Below are 24,027 nucleotides of genomic sequence, written 5' to 3' on the forward strand. Positions count from 1 at the left end.
AAATAACCATTATGAATCATTACTCAGGGCTTAAGAATGCATTGATTGCATTTGTTTTATTGCTTTCAATGTTGTACGCGCTGCCGAATATATTCGGCTCTGATTTGGCCGTTCAAGTGTCAAGCGCAGGCAATGCTTTGATTGTTGACCAAGATTTGGATAAAGTTAAAGATGCATTAAAAGCGCAACAAATTGAGTTTAAATCTGTCGAATTAACCAATCAAAGAGTTTTGGCACGTTTTAAAGACAATATACAACAGCTTTTAGCCAAAGACGCACTTAAGCAGGCACTGGGTCGTCGTTACGTGGTGGCGTTAAATTTGGCACCTTCTGTGCCGATTTGGTTAGCAAGCCTTGGCGGTAAAGCCATGTCGCTTGGTTTGGATCTTAGGGGCGGCGTGCATTTCTTATTAGAAGTTGATATGGAGGCAGTCATTTCAGCTTCAATGGACAAGACGTATAATGAGCTTCGTGTTTTATTGCGTAAAGATAGACTATATAAGAGCATCAAGCAAGAAAATGGCAGTATTGTTATTCGTTTTAAGCGCGCTGAACTAAAAGACAAAGCAGCTCAGTTAATTAAATCAGAATTGAATGATTTAGTGGTGCTTGATAATAATACGGATGAGTTGTTGCTAAACATTGGCATTAGCGAGAGTGCACAAAGACAAGCTAAGAAAAGTGCACTTAAACAGAATATTACAACATTGCGTAATCGAGTGAATGAGTTAGGCGTGGCAGAGCCAATTATTCAACAACAAGGCTCAGAGCGTATTGTGGTTCAACTGCCAGGCGTACAAGATACAGCCAGAGCAAAAGAGATTTTAGGCGCGGTGGCAACTTTGGAATTTAGACTGGTTGATGAAAAAAATGACCCACAAACAGCCATTCAATCAGGGCATGTGCCAATTGGCTCAAAGCTTTATTATTTTAAAGATGGCCGTCCTTTATTGCTAAAGAGTCGCGTTATCACAACGGGTGAGAACATTACAGGTGCATCATCTGGCATTGACCAAGAAAACAACATTCCAATGGTGAATATCACACTTGATAGTGTTGGCGGTAGAACAATGCTTAACACCACTAAAAAATATTTACACCATCGTATGGCAGTTGTCTTTATTGAAAATAAAGTTGAAACCATTACTAAGAATGGAAAAACCATTAAGAAACGTACTACCACTAGAGATATTATTAATGCTGCCACAATTCAGGGTACATTTTCATCGCGGTTTCAAATTACCGGGATTGACAGTGCTCGGGAAGCGCGTAATTTAGCGTTATTATTAAGGGCAGGTTCGCTCTCAGCACCAATTGAAATTATTGAGGAACGCACCATTGGCCCAAGTCTTGGTGCGGATAATATTACCAAAGGTGTGATATCAGTATTGGTTGGTTTTGTTTTGGTGTTGTTATTTATGGCTATGCGTTACCGTGTATTTGGTATGGTGGCTAATGTGGCTTTGACGTTTAATTTGGTGATGATTGTGTCTGTTTTGTCTTTATTACAAGCCACGTTGACGTTGCCAGGTATTGCGGGTATTGTACTCACAGTGGGTATGGCAGTGGATGCCAATGTGTTAATTTTTGAGCGCATTAAAGAGGAGTTAGGTACAAATAGCAATATTCAAAAAGCCATTTCAAGCGGCTATGATAAAGCGCTACTGACCATCGCAGATGCTAATATTACAACCTTAATTGCAGCATTAGTCTTGTTTGGTTTTGGCACTGGACCAATTAAAGGCTTTGCGATTACTTTGTCAATTGGCATTATCACTTCAATGTTTACAGCCATTATTGTCTCACGTGCAATCATTAATAAAATATATGGCGGCAAAAAGTTAAAGGAGATTTCAATATGAGTTTAAAAGCACTAAATATTCCAACGATTGATTTTGTGGGCAAGCGCACTTACGCCATTATATTTTCGGTGTTGTTGGTTACTACTAGCATTTTTTCATTGACCATGAACGGGCTTAAGTTAGGCATTGATTTTACGGGCGGCACTTTAATTGAAGCAGGTTATCAACAAGGTGCTGATCTAGCTGAGATTAGAGCCACGCTAGCCAAGGCAAATTTTAAAAGGGCCAATGTCCAATACTTTGGTTCAACTAATGAGGTTTTAATTCGCTTAGAGCCACAATCAATTTCTAGTGCCAAACTAAGTTCAAAAATCATCAATTTATTAGGCAATGATGTTGATATTCGTCGGGTTGAATTTGTAGGTCCTAAAGTGGGTGAAGAGCTTACTAATGATGGTGGCTTGGCAATGCTATATGCGTTGATTGGTATTTTGATTTATGTAGCGATACGTTTTGAGTATCGTTTTTCATTAGGCTCAATTGCTGCCCTTATTCATGATGTTATTATTACCCTAGGCTTTTTCTCATTATTTCAAATTGAGTTTGATTTAACGGTACTGGCTGCCATATTAGCCGTCATTGGCTATTCTTTGAATGATACTATTGTCGTGTTTGACCGAATTCGTGAAAACTTCTTATCAACACGCCATGTTGATTCTCCTAAGATTATTAATGGTGCGCTTAATCAAACGCTATCTAGAACAATCATGACCTCTTTAACCACCTTATTGGTGTTGTTAGCATTGTTCTTTTTAGGTGGTGAAACCATTCATAGTTTCGCTTTAGCGTTACTAATTGGTGTGGTGGTGGGTACTTATTCTTCTATTTATGTTGCTAGTTCAATGATTCTTGTCTTAGGTATTACTAAGGAAGATTTATTGCCATCGGAAAAGGAAAAGAAGGCGCTTGACTCGCGACCATAGTTAAGTAATATTTGAACGCTTGTTAAGAAGTTCTTTCGTTTATTGCTTAAATTTTTCAAAGACTAAACAAGCATTTGTACCACCAAAGCCAAAGCTATTAGACATCACTCGTTTGAGTGATTGCTTGGTTGTTGTTCGTACAATGGGCACACCTTCAACTGCTTCATCAAGATTTTCAATATTAACAGATTCAGCCATAAAGTCATTTTGTAGCATTAGTAATGAGTAGATTGATTCATTCACACCTGCTGCACCCAAGGCATGTCCAGAAAGGGATTTGGTTGAGCCTACATTTGGTATGTTATTGCCAAACACTGCTTTAATGGCACCTAATTCTTTAACATCACCCACAGGGGTGGAAGTACCGTGTGCATTGATATAATCAATCGGACCTTTAACGGTTGAAATGGCAAGTTGCATACAGCGTTTAGCGCCTTCACCTGACGGTGCAACCATATCATAGCCATCAGATGTTGCACCATAGCCTGTGAGTTCTGCAAGAATAGTTGCGCCTCGAGCTTGTGCATATTCTAATGATTCAAGTACTAATGCACCACCACCACCAGAAATAACAAAACCATCACGATTCGCATCAAAGGCACGAGAAGCACTTGAAGGCGTTTCGTTGTATTTAGAAGATAAAGCGCCCATTGCATCAAACAACATGGTGAGCGACCAATCTAGCTCTTCACCGCCACCAGCAAATACCACATCTTGTTTACCCATTTGAATTTGTTCCATGGCGTTGCCGATACAGTGTGCAGAGGTTGAACAAGCAGAGCTGATTGAATAGTTAATGCCCTTAATTTTGAACAGGGTTGAAAGGCAGGCTGAAGTGGTAGAGCCCATCGTACGCGGTACGCGATAAGGACCAACACGCTTTATGCCTTTTTCCCTTAAGATGTCGGCGGCTTCTACTACGTTTTGGTTGCTAGCGCCACCAGAACCCATGATAAGCCCAGTACGTTCATTTGAGGTTTGTTCGGGTGTTAATCCTGATTGTTTAATTGCTTCATCCAGGGCAACTGCATTATAAATAGCAGCATCAGCCATAAAGCGTTTCATTTTTCTGTCAATGATTTCACTAGAGTCTAATTCAGCAATAGCGCCAGACACGTGTGAACGAAGCCCCATTTTTGCCTGGTCTTCATCAAATTTAATGCCTGATTTAGCAGTTTTTAAGGAGGCTAAAACCCCTGTGCAGTTTGTACCCAAACTAGAAACAATTCCCATTCCTGTGACAACGACTCTGTTCATTACATTTTGCTAGTGTCAGTAAATAATCCAACCTTAAGATTGGTGGCTTCGTAAATGACTTTGCCATCCACTTCCATAGTGGCATCAGCCACACCCATGTACAATTTACGTGCAATAACGCGAGATAAATCAATTTTGTAGGTTACTTTTTTTGCACTAGGTAGTACTTGACCGACAAACTTAATATTACCAGAACCAAGCGCACGACCACGACCAGAGCCACCCAACCACCCTAAATAAAAGCCAATTAATTGCCACATGGCGTCTAGTCCTAAGCAACCAGGCATAACGGGGTCTTCATTAAAGTGACATTCAAAAAACCACAAATCAGGGTTAATATCTAATTCAGCAATAATTTCACCCTTGCCATATTCGCCACCTTCACTAGAAATGTGGCTAATGCGATCAAACATCAACATCGGTGGCTTTGGCAGTTGGGCGTTGCCCGACCCAAATAATTCGTCATTGCCACATTTAATTAATTCATCATAAGAAAAAGAATTTTGCATTGTGTTTTTATGTAAAAAATATTCCCTAGATTATACCAGTGTCTGCTTAATATCAGCAATGATGTCCTTAATGTCTTCCAGACCAACAGATATCCTGATTAATCCATCCGTTATATGAGCATTAAGTCTTTCTTCATCGGTTAAGCGCCCGTGCGTTGTGGTTGCTGGATGGGTGATTGTAGATTTTGTATCGCCTAAATTAGCAGTAATGGAAAGCATGTTGGTGGCGTTGATTATTTTAAAGGCCGACTCTTGTCCACCTTTAACCTCAAACGATACAATACCACCAAAACCAGATTGTTGGGATTTGGCTAAGTTGTAATCAGGGTGCGAAGGAAGACCTAAATAATAGACTTTTTCTACCTGATTTTGGGCTTCAAGCCAGATGGCAAGTTTAAGCGCATTGTCTGAGTGCGCCCTCATTCTAAGACTTAGGGTGTCTAGCCCTTTAAGCACAATCCAGGCGTTAAAAGCACTTAAACTTGGGCCTGTAGTGCGTACAAATCCATGAACTTGTTCAATAATATCAGCATTTCCGACCACAGCACCTGCTAAGCATCTACCTTGACCATCAATATATTTAGTGGCTGAGTGAATCACAATATCAGCACCCAAGGCAATAGGGTTTTGTAATGCAGGACTTAAGATTGCATTGTCAACTGCTAAAAGAATATGATTGGCCTTTGATATTTTACTAAGCGCAGTAATATCTACAACCTCACCCAGTGGATTGGATGGCGTTTCAAGTAAAAAAAGTTTAGTGTTATTTTTAACCGCACTTTCCCATGCTAATAAGTCAGATAAACCTACAAAACTAATGTCAACATTAAATTTAGCAATAATGGTGTTTAATAGCACAATTGAGGTGCCAAACATATTACGAGAAGCAACAATATGATCACCCGATTTAAGCAGTGCCATAATGGTGGCAAAGATTGCTGCCATGCCAGATGAAGTTGCAACACAGGCTTGCGCACTTTCAAGTGCGGCTAATTTTTTTTCAAAGGCATCCACTGTCGGGTTGGTAAAACGTGCATAAATATTCCCCGGCTCTTTTTTAGAAAAGCGATTAGCAGCCTGTTCGGCTGAGTCAAAGACAAAACTGGAGGTTAAAAATATTGCCTCAGAATGCTCTTGTTCAGCAGTGGTTCGATAGCCTGTACGTATGGCTTTGGTATCGAAGCTTAAATCTTTCACGTGTTTGTAAAATTATTAAATAGCGCTATTCTACATCATTACCAATCAATTCAGAAGCCTCAGAGGTGTTGTTTTCCTCTTTTGCAAGGTCACCTCGTAAAGATTCAATATGTGCAAGGTAATTTTTATCAATATCGCCAGTTACGTATTGACCATTAAAACAAGAGCAATCAAACATGGTAATTGCCTTATTGCCTTGTTGCACACACCAAATTAAATCATCCAAATCTTGATAAATCAGCTTGTCTGCACCAATGACTTTGCAGATTTGATTGGTGTCTCTATCGTGGGCAATAAACTCTTTGTTGCTGGCCATATCAATACCATATACATTAGGATAGCGCACAGCAGGTGCGGCTGAGGCAAAGAACACTTTATTAGCGCCAGCATCGCGAGCCATTTGTACAATTTGCTCACTGGTTGTGCCACGCACAATGGAATCATCAACCAATAATACGTTTTTGCCTTTGAATTCAAGCTCAATTGTGCTGAGTTTTTGGCGCACAGATTTTTTTCTCTGTTTTTGCCCCGGCATGATAAAAGTACGAGTAATATATCGATTTTTAATTAAGCCCTCACTGTATTTAACGTCTAATTTATGTGCCAGTTGTAAAGCAGCCACTCTAGAAGTGTCAGGAATAGGAATAACGACATCAATATCATTAATGTCCCATTCTTTACGAATTTTTATGGCTAGCTTTTCTCCCATTCTTAAACGAGATTTGTACACGGAAATATCATCAATGACCGAATCTGGACGGGCAAAATAAACAAACTCAAAGATACAAGGTGAGTGCTTGGGTTTTTCTGCGCATTGTTTGATAAATGTATTGCCTGCCCTGTCAATAACGACCGCTTCACCTGGTTTGATATCTTGAGTAATCTCATAACCAAGTGCACTAAGCGCCACGCTTTCAGAGGCTAGCATATATTTAGTGCCACCTTTAGTGGTGCGTTTGCCAAGAATTAATGGGCGAATACCATTGGGGTCTCTAAAGCCAAAAATACCATAGCCTGGAATCATGCCAATGGTTGCATAAGCACCGCGTACACGCTTGTGTACTTGTGTCACAGAAGCAAAAATATCAGCCTCGTTAATGCGTTGTTTTTGTAATTTGGCTAATTCACTGGCAAATACATTGAGTAAAATTTCTGAATCAGAGTTGGTGTTGATATGGCGAAGGTCTTGCTCAAATAACTCTTGAGCCAATTGCTCAGTGTTGGTTAAGTTGCCGTTATGTGCAAACGCAATACCGTATGGCGAATTAACATAAAAAGGCTGTGCCTCTGCATTGGACGAGCTGCCTGCAGTAGGATAACGTACATGGCCAATGCCCATATCGCCTAACAACTGTGTCATGTGCTTAGTTCTAAAGACATTTTTAACCAAGCCGTTTGACTTGCGCATATAAAAACGCCCTTTATGAGCAGTGACGATGCCTGCTGCATCTTGACCGCGATGTTGCAAAATGGTCAATGCATCATAAATATAAACAGCTGTATCTTTCTTAGGGGTAGATAAAATGCCAACGACGCCACACATAAGTTAGTCCTTAATTGTTTTCAATAAATAATAAGTATTGTGACAACTCAGGTTTAATGTCTGAAGCCATATCTTGAAAGGCTCTTAAAGCGCCATGAGTTTCAATCCAATAATACTTTTGTGAAACCCAGTTGATACTTTGCAACACCAATACTATGATTAAAATTGCCAAGCTGCCCTTGATTAAGCCCACAATTAAGCCTAATAAATTGTTTTGAGTGCTGTTGATATTTCTGGCATTAAGCTTGGTGTCTATTGCTTGCAAAATCGTAAGTATTTTTTTGAAAAAAGACGATAAGAAACAAGGTTTTGTTTCATCAATAGAAATATTTAACACGCTTGATATAAAAGTTAAAACACCAAAGGCAAACCCAAATACAATTGAAAATGACAAGCCAATGCGAACAGATTCATTGCTAATCAGCATTTCCATAATACCCAGCCCAGCCACAGTCTCTAAATAATGCCAACTAAACATAGTGATTGCCACCAGAACAACCATGAGTGCAAACAGCTTGTTTAGTACACAAGGGTTATCAATGGCTGATGATAATTGTGTTAGTTTGTAAATCACTCTTTTGATGATCACAACACCAATAAAAATCACCCCAAATGAGATGGCTAAATGAGAGTGGTGTGATAATACCAGCCAAGTGATGAGCGGGCTTGTGGCCAGTGTTTGGTAAAACAGCCATGCAATTAAAATGGCTAACAATAAAAACCCTAAATTGATAAGTTCTCTTGCCATGCCGCGTTTAAAGCCTAATACTAGGAATGTCGCTAAAATAGCAATGGTTATCCAGTCGGACCAAACTAAGCGTTCAATCATGGTCCAGATAGTTGCAAAAAACTCATCCATCAAATCTCTCCTAGGGATACTGTGTGATTAGTTGCAATTTTACAAGATTTCTTCTTCATTATTTTTCATAAATGGTATAAGTATTTTCAATGCATCTGCAACAACATGAAACGATCCAAAAATAACAACACGCTGATATTGCTTATCATTAAGTGCACGATTAATGGCATTTTGCATATCATTACAAACGTGAATATTGTGATTTAGATTAAATTCATTACTAAGTGCTTTCATGTTTATTGCTCGATTCACATCAAGCGGTACTAGTAGCCATTGATTAATAATCATGCTAATTTCGTTAATCATCAAGCTAATATTTTTATCTTTTAAAGCTGAAAATATGGCAATGGTAGAGCATTGCTGCTTTGCCAATTCTGCTGATAACACTTTAACAGCTGCTGCATTGTGTGCAACATCAAGAATAACAGTCTTGTTATTAATGGTTTTTATTTGAAATCTAGCATCAAGTTGTGCATATTTAATACCCGCTTTGATTTGAATGGTATTAACTGGAAGGATTTTGTTAAGTTTTTGCACGGCAAGCATCGCTGTCGCTGCATTTTGCTGTTGGTGCTTGCCGATTAAGCCAATATCGCTTGCGTATTTTTCCCTAACAAATTCTAATTGTGCTTTGATTTGATGAGCATATTGACTAATCGAAGCAGGTGGATTAGTATCAGCACAAATACAAGGCGTATTTTTGCGCATAATGCCCGCTTTTTCAAGCCCAATCAGTTCACGGGTATTGCCCAAATAGTCCACATGGTCAATGTCAATATTGGTAATGACGCTCACGTCGTTATCAACCATATTAACCGAGTCTAGCCGACCACCCAGCCCCACTTCTAATACAGCTATATCAACTTTTTCTAGCTCAAAAATAATCAGTGCAGCCAAGGTTGAAAATTCAAAATAAGTCAGAGATGTTTCACCTCGAAAAGACTCAATTTTTTCAAAAGCATGGCAAATTTGCTCATCAGTTGCTTGCACGCTGTTAATCACAAAACGCTCATTGTATTTAAGAATATGGGGTGAGCTAAATTGAGCGACTTTAAAGTTTGATTGTTGGTAAATACTACCAATAAAAGCCACAGTAGAGCCTTTGCCATTCGTACCAGCAACGCTAATTACTTTAAAAGAAACGCCTTTTGGAAACAGCCTTTGATAAACTTTTTTAACACGTTCTAGCCCTAAGTTAATGTCCTGAAAATGTAAGTTTTCTTGATAATTTAGCCAGTCATCTAGGGTGTTTAGTCTTCCCAAAACTCACCCTCAATGGTGTTGTCTTTATTGCGCTGTTGGGGTGATGTGTTTTTGGTTTTATGAATAAAGCCAGCGCGATTTTTGCTAAATATCTTTTGTGCGTTCTTTTTCAAAATTTGATTAATAAAATAAGCCCTTGAAATAGGTATAAGCCCAAGCAGGCCGATAAAATCCGTAATAAAACCAGGCGTTAATAACAAAACACCTGAGACTAAGATGACCACACCCTCAAGCATTTCAAAAGCAGGTGTTTGCCCATTCATGGTTTTTTGCTGTACTTTTGCAAGGATGGAAAACCCTTGTTGTTTAAGTAGTGTTGAGCCAATAAGTGCAGTAACAACAACCAACAATACGGTTGAAAAACCACCAATTGACTCACCCACTGATACCAAAACATAAATCTCAAGCAGCGTCATGACAACAAATAAAGGAAATATCATTATGATTCCTCGTTAATAAAAATTAAATCCCAAACGCCGTGCCCCAGCCTATGACCTCGTCGTTCAAATTTGGTGACGGGTTGGTATTCAGGTCTTGGTGAATAGATAGGGTCGTTTTGTGTGTTTTTAAAGTGGGGATGATTTTCTAAAACTACCATCATGTGAGTTGCATAATGTTCCCAGTCAGTTGCCATATGAACTTTGCCACCATTTATTATTTTCTTTGATAATAAATCTAAAAACTCAGTTTGCACCAATCGACGTTTAAAGTGCTTTTTCTTATGCCACGGGTCGGGGAAAAACAACTGAAAACGATTAAAACTATCGCCCTCTATATGGTTTTTTAATACCTCAACGGCATCTTCTTTAATGACTTTAAGATTGGTTAATTGGTGTTTATGCGCCTCGTATACTTCAATACCCAAAAAATTCTTATCAGGCCTCTTAATTGCCATCTCTAGCAAACTATCCCCATTGCCAAAGCCTACTTCTAAAACAATTTTTTGTTGTTTGACAAACAAATGATTTAAACCAATTTTACCTTTAGGTAAATCAACCCCATAATCCGCCCAAAGTTCAGTCAACCCCATTTTTTGCCCCAGTGTTAATCGACCAGAGCGGCGTACAAAACTTTGAATTTTTCTCATTTTATTTATCAAAATATTGACACACATATAAATAGTATTTAGTTAAGGTGTTGTTAAAAAAAGCAACAGAGCATACCCATTAAAAAACCTAAAAGAGCAAGCACTCTATAAAAGTTATCCGTGAAAATGGGTTTTATTTTACCGTTTGACAGTCAAGTGATACGTGGTATATTTGCGAGTCTTAAACACAAAAGCGGTTTACCGTTTACCGTTATTACAGCGGCTTTTTTGTACCTAAAATAAATAGGGACAAAATTGCTTATGGTAGGTCGAGGAGAGCCGAATAGGCTTTTTAGCTAATAAGCTCCCGTCTTCTTTTGTGGGTAAGTGAGGCCTGCCACCTTTTTTAGGTTGCAGATTTTTTTTATCCAATTAATTAGGACATCTTATGTCACATACAACCAATACAGCCACAGAGTTATTAACATTAGCACTAAGTAGTTTTAACCAAGTTTTTTGTATTGAGCTTGATGAAATAGACTATAATCATCGACCTTTGTTATTCGAACTCAAACAAGTGCATTTAAGCTTGCAAGGGATGGAGGCAGCACGTCATAAGTTCCCGCCAATATATCGCTTAATTACTGATTTAACAATGTTAAGCCAATCAATACTTAACATTGTCACTTCTTCAAGCAACTCAGTCTTTAGAAACGTTAAAGGCTCAGATATCGCAAGAACAACCCGTGTTAAATTAAGGCGTTTTGCCTTATCATTTTGTATTTGTTCTGCTATTAGCAGCTGTATATTTGATTATCAGTGTAGCTATTAAAAAGCAATCAATATCAGTAGCAAATTAAGTTTTTTCATAATTGATAATCCATAATAAGCGGCGCGTGATCTGAAAAACGCTCATCTTTATAAATGCTGACACTTTTAACTGTACCTTTGAGATTCGGCGTGAGGATTTGATAATCAATGCGCCAGCCGACATTATTCGCCCATGCTTGTCCACGATTACTCCACCAAGTGTATTGCCTATCTCCTTGATTGACTTCACGAAAGCCGTCAATAAAGCCAACTTCAAAAAATAACTCATCTAACCAAGCACGCTCCTCTGGCAAACAGCCTGAATTTTTCTGATTGGCTTTCCAGTTTTTAATGTCTCTTTCCTGATGTACGATATTCACATCACCACAAATAATGACCTTGCGTCCGCTTGCTTTAAGTTCTTGTAAGTAAGGCATAAATCGCTCAGTTAAAAACGCCATTTTTAAATCTTGGCGCTCTTGTTTGGCACTGCCTGAATGTATGTAAATTGAAATAACTGAAAAATCTTTAAAGTCAGCTCGAATAAACCGTCCTTCAAAATTAATATCATCCCACGGGCTTTCTTTAATGACTTGAATGGGTGCTTGTTTGATAAAGATTGCCGTGCCAGAATAGCCTTTTTTCTCAGCAGGTTGGTAATAGCAGTGGTATTCTTTTGGATAAAATCGCTCATCTAATTGATCTTCTTGTGCTTTGATTTCTTGCAAGCAAACCACGTCTGCATTTTGGGTTTTTATCCAATCAAAAAAACCTTTTCGTTCAGCAGCACGAATTCCGTTGACATTAGCCGTTATAATTATTTTCATCGAAATAATTTTATAGGAAAACCCATGGAGCAGTATCAAAAAGACTTTGTAGATTTTATGTTGGGCAGTGGTGCGCTCAAATTTGGTGAATTCACCTTAAAATCTGGTCGTATTAGTCCTTATTTTTTTAATGCCGGGGTATTTAATACGGGGCAGCACCTTTCTCAATTGGGTAAATTCTACGCGACAGCGATTGAAAATAGCGGCTTGGACTTTGATGTTTTGTTTGGCCCAGCCTACAAAGGCATTCCACTAGCAACTGCTACTGCTATGGCGCTTAATGATGGTTTTAGTAAAAATGTGCCCTATAGTTTTAATCGCAAAGAAGCCAAAACGCATGGCGAGGGTGGGGATATTGTTGGCCACCCACTTGAAGGTAATATTTTAATTATTGACGATGTCATCACGGCAGGTACTGCCATTCGTGAGGCGATGGATATTATTAAAGCAAATGGTGCAACTGCTAAGGGCGTGATTGTGGCGGTTGACCGTCAGGAAAAAGGCATTGGTCAGCAATCTGCTATTCAGGAAGTTGAGCAGAATTTTGGGCTTTCAGTTTTAAGTATTATTAATTTATCGCACTTGGTTGATTATTTAAAGCAAGGCAATGACCATGCGTTAATTGAGCGCATTGAGGCATATCGAGATTGCTATGGTGTTAAAGGCTAAAGCCAACTGCCACTAGCCTGAATGGGTTTTAATGAATGTGGTGTGCTGATCCATACTGCCAGTGCAAAGCGTTTTGCTGATTTTGTTGAGCGTGGTAGTTTGATTGACCAGCATTACCCTTGCTGATTTTTTGCGTGTGATTGAGCACCACAAAATCATGGTTTAAAATTTTGTTGTCATTCTCACCAGCCGTAATTTTGTTTTCAAATCCAAAACCTAATAGGGCAATATGCGCTATTAAAGGCTGGCGTTTTTACTGTGGTTTAAATTTAATATAAGCCATGTCGTCAAGTACATCAACGCTTAATTTCCCTACTTTTTGCTGGCTTAAAGTTTGGGGATGTGGATAGCGCCAAGCTCTATCTTCTTTGCCATTTTGAATGATTTGTGGCGTATAAACTTGAGAAATGTTGTTTTGTTGATGGTGTTGTTTTTGTCTTTTTGTATAATCAGCATGTGCAAATTTGTCTTGCCAGCCGATATAATCCCAATAGTCCACATGAAACGCCATGGGTATTATTTCACTAAATAATTTTGGGTGTTGCATAAATTCGCTGAGCCATTTATCCGCTGTCGGGCAAGAACTGCAGCCTTCATAGGTGTAAAGTTCAACCATGGTATTTTGGTAGTCGGTGCTTTCAAAGTGAAGGCTTTTTGCAAAAACAGTACCACCAAAAAGAACAAGAAGTAATGAGAGGGTTATTTTTATTAAGCGCATACTTTAATGTACGCACTTATTAATAAAAAGTTTCAGCTAAGCGGCTTTTTTGCTTGTTTCTTCCATTTTCTCAGCTTTGTCTAGCCGTTGCTGTTTGAAGCATATATTTTCGTGGTCTATCTTTGTCTAAAATAAATACTAATCGTTGTAAAATGCCCATCGGGTTGTAATACCCCAAAAAACCACCATTCTAAAGTAGAAAATTCTATAATAAAAAATAAGGAGTTTTCACATGAAAAAATCAAGATATACAGAGTTATAAATAGTCAACATACTCAAACAAAACCAATCAGGCATATCTGTGGCTGATCTATGCCGTGAATACGCAATGTCTCAAGCCACATTTTACAAATGGAGATCTAAATACGGTGATACAGATTTTGTCTCTATGGTTAAACGCTTAAAAGAGCTAGAATCAGAAAATGCTCAATTCAAACGTATGTATGCTGAGAGTGAGTTGAAACTGCAAATTACAAAGGATGCCTTAGCAAAAAAGTTCTAAAGCCATCCCAGTGGCGTGAGGATGGCTTTAAACATCAATGAACAAAATAAGAACACAAGTATCAAACTTATTTACGAAGTTTGTAGCATTAGTAAAAGCACTTATTATTATCAACCAAAACTCAGTGATGACAATGCTTTAATTGCCGATTGTCTACTGCGCTTAACCGCAACGCACAAGCGTTGGGGTTTTAAACTGTGCTATTTATATCTACGTAATGTTAAAGACTACAAATTTAACCATAAACGAGTGTATCGCATTTACCAAGAACTGGAGCTCAATCTAAGAATCAAGCCAAGAAGAAGAATCAAAAGAGATAAACCCGAAGCACTGAGTGTGCCAACAACTATTAACCAAACTTGGTCAATGGATTTTATGTCAGACTCACTCACTGATGGCAGGCACATTAGAACTTTTAATGTTGTCGATGATTACAATCGGGAAGGCTTGAATATTGATGTGGACTTGTCCATGCCAGCAAGACGAGTTATTCAATCATTAGAACGTTTGATTCAGTGGCGGATCTTCACAATGAAGGCATGATTTAGGGAAATGTAGGGTTTCGGTGAGTGTGCAATGCTCTAACCTACTTGGACACATTTCAAGCCGCTTTTTTCAATTCAGCCATCTTTTGAGCAGGTGTTAAATACCCAATCGCTGAATGAATCCTTTTGTAATTATACAAGTAGATATAACCCTCTACATTTTGCACGACTTCACTATGATTTGCAAAACTTTGATAATTTAATCTCTCAGTCTTCAGACTTCTAAAGAAACGCTCCATGACCGCATTATCCCAACAATTACCTCGCCTGCTCATGCTTTGAGTAATGTTGTTCTTGTTGCAATAATCAATAAAAACTTTAGAAGAGTATTGAGTCCCTTGATCAGAGTGGAACATGTGTTTATTTGTATTGGGCTGGTGTCTAGACACAGCATTACTAAGCGCATCCTTTGCCAACTGAGCATTAGGCTGTTTTGACAATGCCCAACCAACAACTTGTCTTGAGCCTAAATCCAACACACTGGCTAAATAACTCCCACCTTGATAGGTTTTGATATAGGTAATATCACCAACCCAATGCGTATTAATTGATTGCTGCTCAAACACACGATTTAATAGGTTTTTTGCCTTTTTAAACATCAATCTAGTATTAGGGTAATAATGACGCTTTCTTGGGCGTATGGCAACTACATTGGCTTTTTTCATTAGCGTTGCAGTTTGGTAAATACCAATGTTATAACCTTGGTTATTCAAAACTACTCGCATTCTGCGTTTGCCATAGGTGTATCCAACTTCAATAGCAGTTTGTTTGATTAATTTAATCATAGCGTTGGTGTTGTTGTTTACTCGCTTATCTTTGACTTGATAGTAATAACTACTGCGAGGAAGTTTGAGTAATGCTCATAATTCTTTAGTATTGTATTGTTGGCAAGCCTTGTTTATCTTGATAATCATATCACTTGGTGATTGTCCACAGCGAACAAGGCTGTTGCCTTTTTTAAGATTTCATTGTCCCTTTGTGCGCGCCAAAGTTGTTTCTCAAGCAGTTGTATTGTTTGTTGTTCAGAAGTCAGCGCTTTGCCTGACTCTGGTGTTTGTCCACCAAGCTCTGCTAGGTATTGTTTTCTCCATCTGCTAACTGCTGAGGAGCAAGCTCCTGATATTATCATGATTTTTTTTATTGGTGTAATTCTCATGCACCATGAGTTTGGCATAATCTAGTGTTCCCCCCTCAAGGGGGTATTGAACAGAATGTTCAACGGTAAAAGTCACTCGTTGTTTTCTTGATTTATATTGTGTCATTACTGACCTCCTTATGGTTTGTATTATAAGGCTATCTTTGTGTCCAATAAAATTAGACTATTGCAGTATGGTATGTGCTATTTCAGGTTGTTGTGGGTAATTCGCTAACTTTAGAGACTCGTGAGGTGTTCTATACTCCAGCTCATTATACGGGTTTGTGGGATATGCGATTAAATCTTAGGAAATCTGAGAGTTTAATTACTAAACAACAGAAACAACAGAACAAGCAACACTCATCGATTCGTTATATTGTTGAGCGAACCTTTGGTTTGCTCAAGCTTCATCATGGTTTAGGCAAGGTAAGATACCTTGGTTTAGAAAGAAATAAAACCAGGGCTCAGTTAATTGCCATGAGTCACAACTTGAAAGACTGGCATGAATATATTCAAACGAATGCAAAGCCTGAGGGGTTGTTGTGTTTAAAGGTTGGAATGGTGTAAAAAATAAGAAAAATAAATGCTAAAAGCATCTATTTAAAAGGTGGTTTGTTAGATTTTTATGCAAAGATGAGAAAATCTGGTAAATTTTTTAGAAAAAATAAAAAGAATGGAATTTTGGAGAGGGAATTATGAATTACGCAAAGGTCTCTCTTTTAAGGTAATAAATTTTTAACGCCAGCGTCATTTTTAACCATACTACATGGCGTTATACTTAGTCAACACTAGGTAGCCATTTAATTGAACAGCCCATTGAGGGTATTTGTTCTTTGGGACCTTGTCTAGTTATGGCTATTTGGCTCATTGCATCAAATAAATCACGCTTAATATCCACCGCTGCAGACTCTTTGTGTGACGCGTCAAGCCGACCACGATATTGCAATTTTAAATCAGCATTGTAGCCAAAGAAATCAGGCGTACATACAGCACCATAGGTTTTAGCGACCTGCTGAGTTTCATCTATTAGGTAGGGAAATGGGAAGTTCATGCTTGTGGCAATTTTTTGCATATTTTCAAAAGAGTCAGCCTCATATTCATTTGGGTTGTTTGACATGATTGCAACGGCATTTACCCCTATTTTTTTGAGTGCTTTGGTGTCACGAATGATGCGATCAATAATTGCTTTAACATAAGGGCAATGATTGCAAATGAACATCAGTAATAGGCCGTTTTCACCTTGGCAACTTTTTAAATTGTGCATTGTCCCATCAACACCTTTTAGACTAAAGTCAATTGCTGGAGTGTTAAAATCGCAAATTGGGGTTTGTGTACTAACCATTTTCTTCCTCTTTCTTGAAACAGACAAGACTCATTTTTAAAAGATTATGATTTTAACAGAGTTTGAATAATATATCCTGCCATCATTAACCCAAAAATATTAGGCATATACGAGATTGCACCATTCACTGCTCTAGGTCTACCAGCAGGGGCGGTGTCAGTTGCGCGTACTGCTTGATGTGGTAATGCCTTAATTGGCACTTCTGTTGAATGTACCACGGGAAATTTAAGTGAAGCGTGAATACGTCTAAGTTGCTTGCGCATTTCACGTGCTAAAGCACAGTTCTGGGTTTTATCCATGCGTGAAATTTTCACTTGAGTAGGATCAAGCCTTCCGCCCGCACCCATACTTGAAATAATAGGTTTTTTGGATTGATTACAACTGTCAATAAGTATGGTTTTATAAGCAATGGCATCAATACAATCTGCAATAAAATCCAGATTGGCATCAAGTGCAATGGCGTGAGCTTTATTCTTATCTATAAATTCATGACGCTTGATGATAATAGTATCAGAGTTGATATCACGTAATCTATCAGCCAGTACATCTACTTTAGGCAGTCCAAGTGTTGAATTAAGTGCAATAATTTGACGATTAAGGTCTGTTTTTTCTACAATGTCAAAGTCAATTAGAGTTAATGTACCCACGCCAGCTCTACAAAGTGCTTCTGCACAAACGCCACCAACGCCACCAAGACCAACAATTAAAACATGAGATTCTGCTAATCGTGCTAATCCTTGCTGACCTAATAATATTTCAGTTCGTGCACAGCTACCACTCATTATTGCAATCCAAATAGTAAAATGGCGTTATTATCACATTGCTTGCTCAAATTTTTTACCGATATTTGTTTTAGTTGGGCGATTTTTTCAGCGACTAGCATTAAGTCATTCGGATTAGCGTGGTCATCTGTTTCGATTAGTAGCGATTTAAGCGCTAAGTTTCGAGCAATTCTTCTTAATTTTAGAGATTTATCATTCAGAATTTGCAACCCAAATCCTAAATAAAATTCCATACCTGCCAAGGTTTTAGCTTGCGCTTCACTACCTGAAAAGCCATGAATTTCACCTGTGACTTTTGGGTATTTTGTTAACAACAATATCACTTCCTCAGTTGCTTTTACTGCGTGGATAATCACTGGCAATTTGTAAGTTTCAGCCAATTGTAACTGGCATTCAAAAATATACAGTTGCTGACTCCTATCAATGTCTTTAGCAAAGTCTAACCCGCACTCACCAATGGCAATAGGATTGCTACATTTAATCAAGTATTCCAAGGCGTCTAAATCTTGCTGGGTGTGCGATTCGGCCAACCAAGGATGAATGCCCAACGAAAAATATGGATACACTTGCACCTGTTGCCAGTTTTGTTTACCTACGCTAGGCACAATTGCCACTGCATTTTCAGCGATTGTGTGGATGTGGTCAAAGTCCAAATGGGCATGTGAGTTAATCATTGGTTTGTGTCGTTATGATTTAGACAATATAATAACCATTATTTACACCCAACTTAGCTATTAATGAAGTTTTTCCAAAGAGTAACGGCAACCAGTTTGGTGCTTATTGTTGCGATATTTTTGACCACAACAGGCAATTTTAAATTCTTCTCAAAGGTGATTGAGATTTATCCTTTGGTTGATAATATCGCATTTGTGGCTTCCTTATTAATCTGGTTGCTTGTATTTTTAGTGGTAGGATTGCTCTTGGTTTGCTATCGATATAGTGCCAAGCCAATATTAATCTTATTGCTTATTGCGTCAGCTATTGTTGCTTATTTTGCCAATAATTATAGCATCATCTTTGATGATAATATGATCGCTAATAGCTTAGAAAGCAATGTAGCAGAGTCGGTTGACTTATTTAGTTTTGAGCTAATTGCATATGTTATTTTGCTGGGGTTAATGCCTAGTTATTGGGTTTATAAGGTTCAAATTGTTAAAGAAAATTTTCTACAACAATTGTGTTCTAGATTAAAAGTGATTGTTATTTTGTTGGTTATATTTGTTCTAATAGCTTTGACGTTTTCTAAATCGTACACTTCTCTTATTCGAGAAAATAAGCAGCTGCGCTTATATATTAATCCAACTTATTATCTATATGCCATTGGTAAACACATCAATTCAAAATTTGAAACTGTCACCATTCCTTTTAAGGTCATTGCTCAAGATGCGTTAATCAATCGAGCTAATGATAAGAAAAAGTTAATCATTGTGGTTGTTGGTGAAACAGCTAGGGCAGATCGTTTTTCTTTGAATGGATATCAAAGAATGACCAATCCTTTGCTGGCAAATGAAAATGTGATTAGTTTAAGCCAGATGTATTCTTGCGGTACGGACACTGCCTATTCATTGCCATGTATGTTTTCAAGCTTAGGTCGAAGTGACTACACACACGTCCAAGGTAAAAACATGAGTAATGCACTTGATATTTTAAGCTGTGCAGGTGTGGAAATTTTGTGGAGGGATAATAATTCTAGCTCAAAAGGTGTGGCAGATCGTCTCACTTATCAGGATTTTAAATCAAAGCGTTTGAATACAGTCTGTAATATTGAATGCAGAGATGAAGGCATGCTGGTTGGTTTACAACAATATGTGGATACTTATTATGATAAAGACATGCTTATTGTTTTACACATGATGGGCAGCCATGGCCCAGCATATTACAAACGCTATCCTGAAAAGTTTAAAATATTTACTCCTATATGTGAAACCAATCAGTTGAACAAATGCACCAATGAGCAAATTAACAATGCATATGACAATACTATTGTTTATACGGATTATTTTTTATCCAAAACAATCAATTTTTTAAAAAACAACCAAAGTCAATTTAAAACCGCTATGTTTTATATGAGTGATCATGGAGAATCTCTGGGTGAGAATGGACTATATCTGCACGGAATGCCCTATTTTATCGCACCTAAGGCGCAAATTCATGTTGGCTCAATTTTGTGGTTTAGTGATGAATTTTCTAAGGATATTGATACAGAATTGTTAAATAAAAAAGCAAACACCAAACTTTCTCATGATGGTATGTTTCACACATTGTTAGGGCTGATGAATGTCGATACCCTTGTTTACAAAGAAAAGTTGGATTACATTCGTTATATCGAATGAATTAACGGCATTGGCTATTTTTTTTTTAAAGTGTATCGGCGATGTGATTAATTATGTTGGTAGTTGGAATATAGTTTAACATTTAAAGTTAAAAGTGATTATAATAGTTCGATTATTCTGCATGAAGATAGATTGGATTATGAAAACATTTAGCGCTAAAGCGCATGAAGTTAAAAGAGATTGGTTACTCGTTGACGCTGACGGTAAAACCTTAGGTCGTTTAGCAACGCAAATTGCCTCTCGTCTTCGTGGTAAGCACAAACCTGAATACACACCACACACGGATACGGGCGATTATATTGTTATTATCAACGCCTCAAAAATTAAGGTAACAGGTAATAAATTTGAAGACAAGATGTATCACCACCACACAGGTTATGTTGGTAACTTAAAATCAATTGCATTTAAAGATTTACAAGCCAAAAAGCCAGAGGAAATTATCAATAAAGCGGTGAAAGGCATGTTGCCAAAGGGTCCTTTAGGTAGAGACATGTTTAGAAAAATGAAAGTATTTGCAGGTAGCGAACACACACATAGTGCGCAACAACCTCAAGTTTTAGATATTTAAGGTAAAAAAATATTATGGCAAAGACAGAAACTTATTACGCAACAGGCAGAAGAAAGACATCAGTAGCCCGTGTTTATATGACCAAAGGCAAAGGTGTTTTTACAGTTAACAGGCGCCCAATGAATGAATACTTTGGACGTGAAACCTCTTCAATGATCATCAATCAACCATTAGATACGGTTGAAATGAGAGATAAGTTTGATTTTAATATCACGGTCAAAGGCGGTGGTGACACAGGTCAGGCCGGTGCAATTAGACTGGGTGTGACTCGTGCATTAATGGCATATGATAATGATTTACGAGGCGAATTACGCAAAGCAGGCTTTGTAACACGTGATGCTAGAATTGTAGAGCGTAAAAAAGTCGGTCGCAAGAAAGCACGTAAGAGCGAGCAGTTCTCCAAGCGTTAAGTCACTTTCAAACGCTCATAAAAACCTGCATTTATTTTGGATAAATGCAGGTTTTTTATTGTCTATCATCAATAGTACGATTTTTTAAATTAGAAAATCGTACTATTCAAGTTTATTATATTTAATAATGCTTTGCACCTGCTCAACATAATCAAAGCCAATTCCAGAGTAACTCCCAGTCCTTCTGATAAAGCAATACCGGTAATAGGAAGGCGGTTATTACGCTTGTATTGCCTAATTTTTCTAAGTAGTGTGTAGGCAAAAAGTGTCGATTAATATTAAGCATATAATATTCTACAGATTTGGATGCTGAAGAGAACATTGCAATCTCATGTGTAGCATTCTCAGGACGTTGTTTAGACACAACGCCACAGCCAGGCTTAAAGCACCAAATGCCAAAATAGTTATGCCAGTGTTTAGAAAATCGTGAACGCTCCAGTTTGATTCTATTGCTACTTGTGCCAATATCATGGAGTTTAGGATAATGTCAATAGCATTTAATAGTGCTTTTTCAGTCGATATTTCTTTATTAATTTGTATTTTGTTGAACCGATTGTTTTTAATTAAGCACCCTTAGTAGTCTGATTTTTTTATTTTCTTTTTCAATAAAAGGAAGTAGATAATTAAAAAATGCAATTTTTCTTTGGCTAGGATTTTTAATTTGACTAAAGTCTGGTGTTTTAAAAGAATTTATCCATGATGTTAACCCTCGAAATTCATTTGCTTGAATTGGGACGGCTAAAAACATCATACTAATGATTAAAATTTTAAAGGTCAAAGCGCTCACTGGATGCACAAATAACCTCCATTGTAAACATTTTTTCAATGGGTAGATTTAATAAATAGGATTTAATCACTCGGATAACACCAGCGTGCGCTACAATTAAAACCGATTCATTAGTATGATGAAGTTCAATGTCTTTAAAGGAGGACAAAACTCGTGCTTGAAAATCATAAAGGTTTTCTGCATTAGGTGGTCGGTGACTAATAGGGTCTAATTTAAAATTATCAACCAATGTCTGACCAATAGAATCAGTACTTTTTCCCTGCCAATCACCAAAACCAAGCTCTTTAAAGTTATTAAAAATTTTGCAATGCGTACTTTGATTGTTAGACAAATACTTAGCAAATTCAGCACAACGCATCAAGGGTGAACTGGCAATATAATCCCATGATTTCCCTTGGGAAGCGTCAAGCATTTGTTGCCAGCCTTTTTTGCTAAGAGAGTCATCTTGATTGCCACGATAAATACGACCACCAATAGGCATGCCATGCCTAAGTAAGTCTAGTTTCATTCGTTAGTTTGCTTTCTAGACATTAGATAGTTGACTGCTTCAGTAGGTGTTAGCTTGCCTTGAGTAACCTGATAAACTTGTCCACAAATTGGCATTTCCACTTGCTCTTTATTGGCAATAGATAAAATAAGCTCAAGTGTATTAAGACCTTCAACTGTACTCCCCACATTAGCTAGTGCACTTTTAATGCTATGATTAAAAGCCAATTCTTTACCAAATCTTCTGTTTCTGGATAAATCATCTGAACAAGTCAGCACTAAATCTCCCAAACCAGACAAGCCAACAAAGGTAGAATTTTTTGCACCAAGGCTTATCCCTAGGCATGACATCTCTGCTAGACCCCTAGTAATCAATGCTGCTTGGGTGTTAATACCATAACCTAATCCTGCAGCGATACCCGCAGCGATGGCTAAGATATTTTTAACTGACCCACCAATCTCCACACCGACAATATCAGCATTGGTATAAGCACGCAGGGTGTTTGTTTGTATTAATTTCGCAAAGTGATTTCTGGTGTTTTTATCAACGGATGCCACGACTAATGCAGTAGGTTTATTCGTTGCCACCTCAAAGGCAAAGCTTGGTCCAGAGATAACACAGCCATTGCGATTGGGGAATATACGCTCAAAACTTTCATATAAAAAACATCTCTTGGTGGTATCAAAACCTTTAGTACCCCAAGCAATTTGATGAGCGTCATTAATGAGTGGTTTTATTTTTTCTAATACCTCAGAAAATGCATAACTAGGTGTAACAATTAGTATATCTTTGACGTCTTGTAATTTAGAAAAATCACAGGTAATTTTTATATTATTAGGATAGGGTGTGGGCAGTGCAGGATGTTTTGGTTTTAATGCTTTGACTTCGTTTTGAGTGTGGGCGTGTAGATAAATTGTATCAAAATTATCATAAAGGGCAATGGCTAGAGCACTTCCCCAAGCGCCAGCACCAATAATACTGAGGTTTTTACTCATAGCTGATTTAGAATTCCATCTAATTTTCCAGATTGCTCTGCAGCTGATAAATCATCAAATCCACCTATATGAACCATTAATAAACACTTGTGGCACGGTTTCTCTACCTGTCTTTTCCTTGGCTTCATTCCAGTCGCCTTGGTTTTTAACGTGGTATTTTTTGAAAGGAATACCACTTTTTTCAAGTAATTGATAGGCTCTTTGGCAAAAAAGACAAGAATCTGAGCAATAAATAATATTTTTTTCCATAACTAATTAAGTTTTAATGGGTAGTTTGGCTTTTTTCCATGCCTGGAAACCACCTTTTAAACTGTACACATTTTCAAACTCATTACGTGTTAATAATCCAGCAATATGTGCTGAACGAGAGCCGTTACGACAATATACCAGTACCTTTTTACGCTTATCCAATGAAGACAATTTATTCTTAACACTGGCAAGTGGGATGTGAATATCACCAGCAATATACCCCGCCTTTCTCTCCTTTTCCTCCCTAACATCTAATAGGATAAGGTCGTTACCATCCATGAGTGTGACTGCCCCATTGGCATCAATATCTTCATATTTTTTTAATTTATCAACAACAATATTGCCAACAAGCAAAGCAATTAATAATATGAGTGTGATGGTTGTAAACATTTGTTCATCAACAAATAAAAATTCAAGTATTTCCATGG

Annotated in this window: 25 protein-coding genes and 2 pseudogenes; 9 read left to right on the forward strand and 18 right to left on the reverse strand. The window is 37.8% G+C overall.

The window, feature by feature from the left end; genetic code table 11:
• Positions 1–11: 11 nt before the first annotated feature.
• Both secD and secF read left to right on the forward strand, forming a co-directional pair.
• Entirely contained in the window at positions 12–1,862 is a 1,851-nt protein-coding gene (gene secD, locus CVFO_RS00400; protein ID WP_201339646.1) for a protein translocase subunit SecD, read from the forward strand.
• Positions 1,859–2,785 carry a protein translocase subunit SecF gene (gene secF / locus CVFO_RS00405; protein ID WP_201339647.1) on the forward strand — a complete coding sequence of 309 codons (927 nt, stop codon included), beginning with the start codon at positions 1,859–1,861 and terminating at the stop codon, positions 2,783–2,785. Before secD ends, secF begins: the two co-directional genes overlap by 4 nt.
• A gap of 39 nt (positions 2,786–2,824) precedes the next feature.
• Here secF and fabB read toward each other — a convergent pair whose 3' ends face one another.
• From fabB to trmB, 8 genes are read right to left on the reverse strand one after another with little or no spacing between them, the layout of a single operon-like run.
• Complete coding sequence (gene fabB, locus CVFO_RS00410) at positions 2,825–4,042, reverse strand: beta-ketoacyl-ACP synthase I (RefSeq protein WP_201339648.1); 1,218 nt, start codon at positions 4,040–4,042, stop codon at positions 2,825–2,827.
• Complete coding sequence (gene fabA / locus CVFO_RS00415; protein WP_201339649.1) at positions 4,042–4,551, reverse strand: bifunctional 3-hydroxydecanoyl-ACP dehydratase/trans-2-decenoyl-ACP isomerase; 510 nt, start codon at positions 4,549–4,551, stop codon at positions 4,042–4,044. The genes fabB and fabA overlap by 1 nt, the downstream gene beginning before the upstream one ends.
• 30 nt (positions 4,552–4,581) lie before the next feature.
• A complete protein-coding gene (locus tag CVFO_RS00420; protein WP_201339650.1) occupies positions 4,582–5,748 on the reverse strand; it encodes an O-succinylhomoserine sulfhydrylase in 1,167 nt (388 codons plus the stop codon).
• A 25-nt stretch (positions 5,749–5,773) separates the two neighbouring features.
• Positions 5,774–7,291, reverse strand: a complete 1,518-nt coding sequence (gene purF / locus CVFO_RS00425) for an amidophosphoribosyltransferase (protein WP_201339651.1) — start codon at positions 7,289–7,291, stop codon at positions 5,774–5,776.
• 10 nt (positions 7,292–7,301) lie between these two features.
• Positions 7,302–8,150: a CvpA family protein gene (locus CVFO_RS00430; protein ID WP_201339652.1), complete on the reverse strand. Its 849-nt coding sequence runs from the start codon at positions 8,148–8,150 to the stop codon at positions 7,302–7,304.
• A 39-nt stretch (positions 8,151–8,189) separates the two neighbouring features.
• The gene (locus CVFO_RS00435; RefSeq protein ID WP_201339653.1) at positions 8,190–9,413 is read right to left on the reverse strand and encodes a bifunctional folylpolyglutamate synthase/dihydrofolate synthase; all 1,224 of its coding nucleotides are present in this window, start codon (positions 9,411–9,413) and stop codon (positions 8,190–8,192) included.
• Complete coding sequence (locus CVFO_RS00440) at positions 9,401–9,853, reverse strand: FxsA family protein (RefSeq protein ID WP_201339654.1); 453 nt, start codon at positions 9,851–9,853, stop codon at positions 9,401–9,403. Before CVFO_RS00440 ends, CVFO_RS00435 begins: the two co-directional genes overlap by 13 nt.
• Positions 9,853–10,500 (reverse strand): tRNA (guanosine(46)-N7)-methyltransferase TrmB, encoded by a 648-nt coding sequence (gene trmB / locus CVFO_RS00445; RefSeq protein ID WP_225879280.1) that lies wholly within the window; start codon positions 10,498–10,500, stop codon positions 9,853–9,855. The genes CVFO_RS00440 and trmB overlap by 1 nt, the downstream gene beginning before the upstream one ends.
• A 388-nt stretch (positions 10,501–10,888) precedes the next feature.
• Here trmB and CVFO_RS00450 point away from each other — a divergent pair, with 388 nt between their 5' ends.
• Positions 10,889–11,272 (forward strand): hypothetical protein, encoded by a 384-nt coding sequence (locus CVFO_RS00450; RefSeq protein ID WP_201339656.1) that lies wholly within the window; start codon positions 10,889–10,891, stop codon positions 11,270–11,272.
• Positions 11,273–11,306: 34 nt separating this feature from the next.
• Here the strand turns inward: CVFO_RS00450 and CVFO_RS00455 are convergent, their stop codons facing one another.
• Positions 11,307–12,077 (reverse strand): exodeoxyribonuclease III, encoded by a 771-nt coding sequence (locus tag CVFO_RS00455; protein ID WP_201339657.1) that lies wholly within the window; start codon positions 12,075–12,077, stop codon positions 11,307–11,309.
• A gap of 24 nt (positions 12,078–12,101) precedes the next feature.
• Between CVFO_RS00455 and pyrE the strand changes: the two genes are divergently transcribed.
• The gene (pyrE, locus tag CVFO_RS00460; RefSeq protein ID WP_201339658.1) at positions 12,102–12,746 is read left to right on the forward strand and encodes an orotate phosphoribosyltransferase; all 645 of its coding nucleotides are present in this window, start codon (positions 12,102–12,104) and stop codon (positions 12,744–12,746) included.
• A gap of 253 nt (positions 12,747–12,999) precedes the next feature.
• Here the strand turns inward: pyrE and CVFO_RS00465 are convergent, their stop codons facing one another.
• Positions 13,000–13,464, reverse strand: coding sequence for a DUF1223 domain-containing protein (locus CVFO_RS00465; protein WP_201339659.1), 465 nt, complete (start codon positions 13,462–13,464; stop codon positions 13,000–13,002).
• 262 nt (positions 13,465–13,726) lie between these two features.
• On the opposite strand from CVFO_RS00465, the pseudogene CVFO_RS00475 reads away from it, so the two are divergent.
• Positions 13,727–14,488: pseudogene (locus CVFO_RS00475) on the forward strand (transposase); the annotation flags it as partial.
• 79 nt (positions 14,489–14,567) lie between these two features.
• On the opposite strand, the pseudogene CVFO_RS00480 reads toward CVFO_RS00475, so the two are convergent.
• Positions 14,568–15,674, reverse strand: a pseudogene (locus CVFO_RS00480) (IS3 family transposase).
• Between the two features lie 173 nt (positions 15,675–15,847).
• Here CVFO_RS00480 and CVFO_RS00485 point away from each other — a divergent pair.
• Entirely contained in the window at positions 15,848–16,213 is a 366-nt protein-coding gene (locus tag CVFO_RS00485; protein WP_201339660.1) for a transposase, read from the forward strand.
• A gap of 211 nt (positions 16,214–16,424) precedes the next feature.
• Here the strand turns inward: CVFO_RS00485 and CVFO_RS00490 are convergent, their stop codons facing one another.
• The 3 genes from CVFO_RS00490 to CVFO_RS00500 are packed head-to-tail and all read right to left on the reverse strand — an operon-like array spanning position 16,425 to position 18,444.
• Entirely contained in the window at positions 16,425–16,988 is a 564-nt protein-coding gene (locus CVFO_RS00490) for a thioredoxin family protein (protein WP_201339661.1), read from the reverse strand.
• Between the two features lie 44 nt (positions 16,989–17,032).
• Positions 17,033–17,770 (reverse strand): tRNA threonylcarbamoyladenosine dehydratase, encoded by a 738-nt coding sequence (locus tag CVFO_RS00495; RefSeq protein ID WP_201339662.1) that lies wholly within the window; start codon positions 17,768–17,770, stop codon positions 17,033–17,035.
• Positions 17,770–18,444 carry a TatD family hydrolase gene (locus CVFO_RS00500; RefSeq protein ID WP_201339663.1) on the reverse strand — a complete coding sequence of 225 codons (675 nt, stop codon included), beginning with the start codon at positions 18,442–18,444 and terminating at the stop codon, positions 17,770–17,772. The genes CVFO_RS00495 and CVFO_RS00500 overlap by 1 nt, the downstream gene beginning before the upstream one ends.
• Positions 18,445–18,507: 63 nt before the next feature.
• Here CVFO_RS00500 and CVFO_RS00505 point away from each other — a divergent pair, with 63 nt between their 5' ends.
• From CVFO_RS00505 to rpsI, 3 genes are all read left to right on the forward strand, one after another.
• Positions 18,508–20,103 (forward strand): phosphoethanolamine transferase, encoded by a 1,596-nt coding sequence (locus tag CVFO_RS00505; RefSeq protein WP_201339664.1) that lies wholly within the window; start codon positions 18,508–18,510, stop codon positions 20,101–20,103.
• A 139-nt stretch (positions 20,104–20,242) separates the two neighbouring features.
• A complete protein-coding gene (gene rplM, locus CVFO_RS00510; protein ID WP_201339665.1) occupies positions 20,243–20,671 on the forward strand; it encodes a 50S ribosomal protein L13 in 429 nt (142 codons plus the stop codon).
• A 14-nt stretch (positions 20,672–20,685) separates the two neighbouring features.
• The gene (gene rpsI / locus CVFO_RS00515; protein WP_201339666.1) at positions 20,686–21,081 is read left to right on the forward strand and encodes a 30S ribosomal protein S9; all 396 of its coding nucleotides are present in this window, start codon (positions 20,686–20,688) and stop codon (positions 21,079–21,081) included.
• Positions 21,082–21,848: 767 nt separating this feature from the next.
• Here the strand turns inward: rpsI and CVFO_RS00520 are convergent.
• From CVFO_RS00520 to CVFO_RS00535, 4 genes are read right to left on the reverse strand one after another with little or no spacing between them, the layout of a single operon-like run.
• Entirely contained in the window at positions 21,849–22,376 is a 528-nt protein-coding gene (locus CVFO_RS00520) for a histidine phosphatase family protein (protein ID WP_201339667.1), read from the reverse strand.
• Complete coding sequence (locus tag CVFO_RS00525) at positions 22,373–23,350, reverse strand: NAD(P)H-dependent glycerol-3-phosphate dehydrogenase (protein ID WP_201339668.1); 978 nt, start codon at positions 23,348–23,350, stop codon at positions 22,373–22,375. The genes CVFO_RS00520 and CVFO_RS00525 overlap by 4 nt, the downstream gene beginning before the upstream one ends.
• Before the next feature lie 54 nt (positions 23,351–23,404).
• A complete protein-coding gene (locus CVFO_RS00530) occupies positions 23,405–23,599 on the reverse strand; it encodes a glutaredoxin family protein (RefSeq protein ID WP_225879281.1) in 195 nt (64 codons plus the stop codon).
• A 6-nt stretch (positions 23,600–23,605) separates the two neighbouring features.
• Positions 23,606–24,025, reverse strand: coding sequence for a rhodanese-like domain-containing protein (locus tag CVFO_RS00535; RefSeq protein WP_201339669.1), 420 nt, complete (start codon positions 24,023–24,025; stop codon positions 23,606–23,608).
• Between the last annotated feature and the right edge of the window lie 2 nt (positions 24,026–24,027).

Origin of the sequence: Isorropodon fossajaponicum endosymbiont JTNG4 (assembly GCF_016592615.1) — a bacterium.
Taxonomy (GTDB): domain Bacteria; phylum Pseudomonadota; class Gammaproteobacteria; order PS1; family Pseudothioglobaceae; genus Ruthia.